Genomic DNA, 7,340 nt, shown 5'->3' with positions numbered 1-7,340 from the left:
CCCCCGCCTACGGCATCGTCGCAACCACCGCAGACATCGCCGAAGCCGTCAGACCGACCCAGACCGCAAAGGACCGCGGAAAGATCAAGGCGCCGAGCGAGCTGCCGGTCCCCGCGGGTAGCAAGGCCGCCAACGGGATCGAGGCCGTTTTCGCGATCCCGACCGAGCAGGTATTCGACGGGGACTCCAGGAACGCTCTGATCTTCGACCATTCCGACACTCTGGAGCTCAAGTCGGGGACCGTCGCGCTCAGCTTCACCACCGGCGAGACCCTGTCCTACGGCACGCTCTTCTCCAAGGACGCGTCGGATTACGGCAAGGGCGGGCACCTGACCACCTATGTCGAGGACGACGGCGACATCGTGGTGCGCCTGCAGACGAAGAGTTCCTCCCACTGGATGGTGGCGAAGGACATCGTCGAGGCCGACAGCAGTTACGACCTTGCGGTCCGCTTCGGTAGCCAGGGCCTGACGCTTTTTGTCGACGGGGTGAAGGTCGCCTATGACGCGGAGATCACCCAGAAACTGAACACCAACACGGAGGCGTTGATCGTCGGCGCAAGCGGCGCGAGCAACACGCCGGGAACGACCGACAGGGTGCACAGCAGCTTCAACGGCACGATCGAGGATTTCGCGATCTACGATCGGCAGCTGACCTCCAAGGCGCTCTACGGCGGTCCGATCGCCGAGGGACTCCGGAGTTTCGCCGGGTCGGTCGAGGACTTCCGGTTCAGCACCGACGACAAGGGCTGGCTGGAAATCAAGAAGGGCGGAGAGACCGAGACGGTCTACGGCAAGGTCCGGTTCCTCGAGTTCGATGACCTGATCGTGCGCCCCGAGGACGTGCATCTGGGCGACGCCAAGGACGAGGAACTGCGGGGGTCCTCTGCCTCCGAGATCTTCATCGCTGCGAGGGGCGACGACGTCGTCTATGCCGATTCCCACGACGATTTCGTCGACGGCGGCGACGGCAACGACCGGCTTTATGCCGGAGCGGGCGACGACATCGTGTTCGGCGGCGACGGGGACGATTACATCGATGCCGGCAAGGGCGAGGACATCGTGTTTGGCGGGCTGGGTCGCGACGAGATAAAGGGGGGCGAGGGCAACGACATGCTGCACGGCGGCCTCGGCGACGACGCGATCTTCGGCAACAGCTGGGGCTCGGGCGGCCTGAAATCGGAAAAGGACACCGCCGTCTTCGACGGGAACTATGCCGATTACCTGATCACCGCCGAGACCTATTACAACAGCAGCCGCGGCTCGAACGAGCAGCGGATCGTGGTGACGGACAGCTACAATGGCGGGCTGGATTCCTATTACGAGGGCCGCGACCTGCTCTACGACATCGACAGGCTGAAGTTCGCGGACCAGGTGGTGCAGGTGGCCGACATCCTCTGACGGCCACCCGCTGCCGGATCAAGCCACCGCGCGGAACCGGGCGGTGGCGGGATCGCAGGTGTAACGCGGCATCACCTCGTCGAGGCGAGCGAGCAGATCGAGCACCGAGTCTATGATGTAGCGCGCCGTCTCGTCGCTCATCAGCGCGGTGAAGTTCAGCCGCACCCAGCCCGGTTTCTCCAGCTCCATCCCCTGCGCAAGCTGTGCACGCAGCCGCTCGGACGCTCGCCGGTCGATCTGCAGTAGCCGGTGCGCGTAAGGGCCAGCGCAGGCACAGCCACCGCGGGTCTGGATGCCGTAGAGATCCGACAGCATCCGGGTGAAGAGCTGCTGGTGCACCGGCTGGCCATCGCGGTCCCGTACGAGCATCGAGAAGATCGGCAAGCGCTGTGGCCTGTCGCAACCGAGCAGCGTCAGCTGCGGGTGATCGCGCCAGGCGGCCAGCGCCAGCGCGTTCAGCTCCGCCTCGCGGTCGTCGAGCGCTTCTTGCCCGATCGCCTCCTTGACCAGCAGGGCCAGCGCGGCGCGGATGTCGCCGATGACGTTGGGTGTGCCCGCTTCCTCGCGCGTGGCGAGGTCGGAGGCATAATCCTGCGTCCAGGGAGAGACGAAGCTGACTGTGCCGCCGCCCGGCAGACAGGGCCTGTCCCGATGCACCGCCGACTTGCGCAGCACCAGCAGTCCGGACGCGCCCGGCCCGCCGGGGAACTTGTGCGGCGAGAGGACGATGGCGTCCTTTGCCTCGTCTCCCTGCCCCATGTCCATGTCGAGATAAGGGCCGCCGCCGGCATAGTCCCAGACTGACAGCGCCCCGTACCGCTTGAGCAGCCGGGTAACCGCGGCGTGATCGGTGACGATCCCGGTGACGTTGGAGGCCGCGGAGAAGCTCCCGATCAGCAGGTCCGCCCCCTGGTGGGCGCGAAGTGCGGCTTCGAGCGCCGCCATGTCCGGGCCGCCGCCATCGGCTTCGGGGATCTCGATCACCGTCGCCCGGCTCTCTCGCCAGGGCAGGATGTTCGAATGGTGCTCGTAAGGGCCGACGAGGACGACAGGCGACCGGGCCTCGTCGATCCCGAGCAGGGTCACCAGCCGGTTCAGCCCCGCCGTCGCACCGCTGCCGGCGAAGATCACTGCGCACGCGTCGCCGGCCCCCGTCAGGCGGGCAATCTCGGCGCGCGCCTGCTTGCGCAGACGGGTCATGTAGCCACCGCACCAGGACGCCTCGGTGTGCGTATTCGCGTAATAGGGCAGCACATGGGTGGCGATGAAATCCTCCACCTGCCGCAGCGCTCGGCCGGAGGCAACATAGTCTGCATAGACCAGCCGCACCGGTCCATCGAGCCCAGGGATCTCCGCCCCCTCCCCGATCAGGCCGGCTCGAAGCCGGGCAATGACGTCGTCGCCCTGAAGGGCGTTCTTGAACTGGTCGAGCGGGGTGGGCACGGGTTGCATCGGGTGTCTCCGGTATTTTGTGGAAGCTTGCCCCGGAGATCGTGCGATTTCCCAACCTGTTTCGGGGTTGTTTCCGAAATTGTTGGGTCATATGATCCAATAATGTCAGATAATATCGATCAAATCGATCGCGCCGTCCTTCGTGCCCTGCAACGCGACTCCTCGATCTCCCAGCGCGAGCTCGCGGACACCGTCGGCATGTCCCAGAACGCCTGCTGGCGCCGGCTCAAGGCGTTGAACGAGCGGGGCATTCTCAAGGGCAGCACGGCGCGGCTGGACCGCCGCAAGTTGGGGCTCGGGCTGGTCGTCTTTGTCATGCTGCGTACGCGCCACCATTCGGCCCAGTGGCTGGAGGATTTCCGCCGGCACGTCCAGACGATCCCTGAGGTCGTGGATTTCTTCCGCATCGGCGGCGACTACGACTACCTGCTCAAGGTGGTCACCGAATCCATGGACAGCTACGACGCCGTCTACCAGCGGTTGATCTCGCGGGTCGAACTCGATTCGGTCACCTCCTATTTCGCCATGGAAGCGATTGCCGAGCAGCGTCCGCTGCCTTTGTGATCGGAAGCGCCTGCCGCTTGCGCATCCACTCTGGCGCATGCCCCTCATGCCGGGTTGGCGGATGAAGCAAGCCGATGGCTGCGCTAGACTTCTCCCAGGGCGATCATTGCCGCCCGCTGCAGGAGAGGTTTCATGGCACGTTCAGGCTTTCTCGGAGATCTGCTGACCAATCTCTACGGTCGCGGCAAATGGAGCGAAGGGGCGATGGAGCGGCGGCCGATCGAAGATCTCTGCCTGGCACTGCTCTCCGCGGCGGGTGAGGTTTCGGGGCTCAAGCTGGCCTCCGCGATCTTCCGGCGCTATCGCGGCATGAGCCCGGAGGAGAAGCTCGCCTTCTTCACCTTCCTCAACGAGCGGCTCGATGTGGACGCCGCCGAAGTCGCAGGCCTTGCGCAGGCCTATGCGGAAGCGCGGACCACCGAGAACTTCGCAGCCCTCGTGCGGGCCGCCGAACCGGGCCGGCAGGAGCTGTTCCGCCGTCTGCACCAGGCGCCCGGCGCCACCGCTGAACTGGTGGCCGCGCGGGTGGACCTGCTCGGCATGCTGGAAGAGCACCCCGAATTGAAGCGCACCGACATGGATTTCGTTCACCTGCTGCGGAGCTGGTTCAACCGTGGGTTCCTGCGCATCGAGCAGATCGACTGGAACACCTCGGCCAAGCTGCTGGAGAAGATCGTGGCCTACGAGGCGGTGCACGAGATCCACGACTGGGACGACCTGCGCCGCCGCCTCCACCCGGAAGACCGGCGCTGCTTCGCCTTCTTCCACCCGACCATGCCCCACGAGCCGCTGATCTTTGTCGAAGTAGCGCTGACCCGGGGCGTGCCCGGCTCGATCCAGGCGCTGCTGGAGGAGGATCGCGAGGTCATATCGCCCTCCGACGCCAATACCGCCGTCTTCTACTCCATCTCCAACTGCCAGAAGGGGTTGAAGGGCGTCTCCTTCGGCAACTTCCTGATCAAGCAGGTGGTGGAGGAGCTGTCGCTGGCCCTGCCGAAGCTCGACACCTTCGTCACGCTGTCGCCGATCCCCGGCCTCAACCGCTGGCTCAAGACACTGCCCGACGACCGGCGCGCCACCCGCCTGCTGGCCGGCAAGGCGACCGCTGTGGAGGCAGAAGCGATGGCCGCCCGCTACCTGCTGGAGGCCCGGCGCCCCGATGGCTATCCGCGCGATCCGGTTGCGAGGTTCCATCTTGGCAATGGCGCGATGGTGCACGACGTCCATGCCGGCGCCGACACCAGCGAAAACGGCATGGGGCAATCCTGCGGCCTGATGGTCAACTACCTCTACGAGGACGGGCAGACCGAGCGCCGGCACGAGAGCTTCACTGCGGAGAAGAAGATCGCCTCCAGCCGCAGCGTCCGCGCCAAGGCACGCTCCGAGAAGGGCAGCACAGCGGCCGCAAAGGTATCCCCGCCCGCTTCCGAACCGGCGAGCTGATGCACGTCGCGCAGCTCAGATGATCTCGAAATCCGACGCCGTGAGGCCAAGCCCCGCGTCGAGCAGGGCAATCTGCACACGTTCTGCCGCCCCCGTTCCATCCGCGTCGTAGAAGAGTTTTCCGGTGCTGTCTGCATAGATCAGGCGATGGTCGGCCGTGGTGGCGTCGCTGCCCGAGGTGAATTGCTTCCGCACGAGAAGGCCATTCGAACGGGCGTCTATAGCGGCAATATAGGCACTGTCCAGCAGGATCATGTCCGTGCCGGTCTCGAAATCGGTGATCACGTCGACCTTCGATGTCTGCGCCAGGACGAACTCGTCGGCTCCGTTTCCACCGGTCAGCGTATCGCCGCCGGAGCCGCCGCTGAGCCTGTCGTTGCCCTCTCCGCCGTCCAGCGTGTCGTCGCCCGCCCCGCCATTCAGATCGTCGCTTCCGTTGCCGCCGGAAAGCGTGTCATGGCTGCTGCCACCAAGGATTGCATCGGCGCCGCCGCCGCCCTGGATCGTGTCATTGCCGTCACCGCCATCCAGATAGTCGGCACCGTTGTTGCCGGAGATCCTGTCGTTTCCCGCCTCGCCGAAGATGCGGTCCGCGCCGGACTGACCGAGAAGAACGTCGTTCGCGCCACCGCCGCTGAGGGTGTCGCCTCCGCCGCCGCCCGACACGATGTCCTTGGCCGAACCGGTGCTGATCGTGTCGGCACCGGCACCGCCGTCGATCTTCATTGCCACCGAGGCGCCAGCGCCGGAAACGGTGTCGTTGCCGGCGCCCGCGTCGATCACCACCCTCTCGACCGATGCGGCGTCGATCGTGAAACGGGCCAGGTTGCTGCGGGCCAGGTCGAAGCCCGAGCCCTCGTCCGTGACTGTGACGGCATCGGCGGCGGTCGCGTGGAGCGCGGCGTGGAGCGTGTCGTAGCCGTTGCCGCCAAAGATCCTGTCGGATCCATCGCCGTGCATCCAGGTGAAGCTGTCGTTGCCTCCGCCGCCTTGAAGGTTGTCGGAGCCGCCGTTCCCTTGCAACATGTCGGCGCCACCCTTGCCTTGCAATACATCCGCGGCATCGCTGCCGATCAGGGTCTCGGCGGCATTATCGCCTGTCACCGTCCCTCCGGCCGGGCGGGCGGTGATGACCCCGCCGTCGCCGACAAAGATCCGATCCGTGCCAGCGGTGGCGGCGGCATTGATGCTGTTGCCGCGCGGATCCCATATCTCCACGAAGACCTCGCCATCCCGCAGCCAGGTCACCAGAAGCCGGCCGTCTCCGGTAACACCGACATTCGGCGAACGCTCATCACCGTCAGAGCTGATCTGAAAAGGGCTCCCCTCCGGAGTGCCGTCGGCGGCATATTTGGCTGCCTCCAGCGAGTTATCGGTGTCGTTGTCCCAGAGGATGAAGAACCCGCCATCCGGGGTTGCGACGATCTGCGGCTCGTTCTCGTCGTCATCCGTTGCTGCCGCTGCCCGGCGCAGGTCTCCCACGGCGGTTCCGGCAGAAGTGTAGATGCTGAACAGCACGTCGCCCGGCGTGGCACCATCCCGCCAGGTCGCAACGAAATTGCCGTTCGCCAGTGCGGCAACCTTGGGATCGTAAGCCGGACGTCTCTCTCCCGCGCCATCGTCGAGCTGCACGGTGAAGACCTCCGCTCCGGCGCTGGTCACGATCCGGAACTCCACCCCGATCAGAGTTCCATCCGCTTCCTCGAATACCGAGACGAGGTTGCCATTGGCGAGAACCGCGGCGTCGCCGTCAAAATCCTTCTCTCCGTCCTTGCGTCCTGCCTCGAACTCGGCTGTCACGATGGCACCCGAGGCATCCAGCCGAACGCCGCTGATGTCATAGTTCGGGCTCTCGTAGTCGGTGAAGGTGACGTAGGAGCTGTCATCGGTGGTATCGACGCTGATCTGCGGATTCAGAAACGCCGTGTCGCTGTCGCTTTCCGTCACGATCGTCGCGGAAGCAGTCAGGCTTGCTTCGGCATCGAAACGCTCCCAAACCACCGTGTCGGTGCTGCCATCATTCACGACATAGACCATCATGAACCCGCCGTCGCTGGTGGCGGCGATGTCGAAATCTTCCTCGCCATAACCGGTGCTGCTCTGGTTGAGCCGGAACGATTGTGTCACCGCGTTGCCCTGGGCGTCATGGATCCTGCCCACGATGTCGCTGCCCGCCTCGGTGGCGACGATCCCGCTGGAGGATTCCGTCCAGGCCACGAGAAAATTGCCATTGGCCAACCCGATCACATGGGGATCGGACTGGGTGCCTGTCGCGGCGGTGCCAGAGTTGACCTGGAATTCGCTCTTCCAGAGTGCGGGAGCGGGCATTCTTACCTCCGTCCGTTCCTGAAGCCGTAACGGGACGCCGCCCGGCTGGAGCCGCTGGCGAGGGCGGCCCGGTCATGTGCGGGACGATGGCGGGCAATCTTGGCAAAGACATGGCGCTTGCCGCCAAGGGAACAGGCAGGCCGCGCCGTTCCC

5 protein-coding genes are annotated in these 7,340 nt (G+C 65.3%); 3 read left to right on the top strand and 2 right to left on the bottom strand.

The genetic code is table 11. The features are described 5' to 3' along the window. A partial coding sequence (locus tag ACFQ2S_RS11490; RefSeq protein WP_386074590.1) for a LamG-like jellyroll fold domain-containing protein occupies positions 1-1,400 on the top strand: 1,400 nt, incomplete at its 5' end. An 18-nt stretch (positions 1,401-1,418) separates the two neighbouring features. On the opposite strand, the gene ACFQ2S_RS11485 is transcribed toward ACFQ2S_RS11490, so the two are convergent. Then, positions 1,419-2,852 (bottom strand): aminotransferase class V-fold PLP-dependent enzyme, encoded by a 1,434-nt coding sequence (locus ACFQ2S_RS11485; RefSeq protein ID WP_386074589.1) that lies wholly within the window; start codon positions 2,850-2,852, stop codon positions 1,419-1,421. A 102-nt stretch (positions 2,853-2,954) separates the two neighbouring features. Here ACFQ2S_RS11485 and ACFQ2S_RS11480 point away from each other — a divergent pair, with 102 nt between their 5' ends. Both ACFQ2S_RS11480 and ACFQ2S_RS11475 read left to right on the top strand, forming a co-directional pair. Next, the gene (locus tag ACFQ2S_RS11480) at positions 2,955-3,416 is read left to right on the top strand and encodes an Lrp/AsnC family transcriptional regulator (protein ID WP_386074588.1); all 462 of its coding nucleotides are present in this window, start codon (positions 2,955-2,957) and stop codon (positions 3,414-3,416) included. 132 nt (positions 3,417-3,548) lie between these two features. Beyond that, positions 3,549-4,859, top strand: a complete 1,311-nt coding sequence (locus tag ACFQ2S_RS11475; RefSeq protein ID WP_386074587.1) for a malonyl-CoA decarboxylase — start codon at positions 3,549-3,551, stop codon at positions 4,857-4,859. A gap of 15 nt (positions 4,860-4,874) precedes the next feature. Here the strand turns inward: ACFQ2S_RS11475 and ACFQ2S_RS11470 are convergent, their stop codons facing one another. Beyond that, positions 4,875-7,187 carry a calcium-binding protein gene (locus tag ACFQ2S_RS11470; RefSeq protein ID WP_386074586.1) on the bottom strand — a complete coding sequence of 771 codons (2,313 nt, stop codon included), beginning with the start codon at positions 7,185-7,187 and terminating at the stop codon, positions 4,875-4,877. Positions 7,188-7,340: the final 153 nt, after the last annotated feature.

The organism is Tropicimonas aquimaris (assembly GCF_042676185.1).
GTDB lineage: Bacteria > Pseudomonadota > Alphaproteobacteria > Rhodobacterales > Rhodobacteraceae > Tropicimonas > Tropicimonas aquimaris.
Note: the sequence above shows the minus strand (reverse complement) of the source record. Positions and strands in the feature narration are given on the sequence as shown.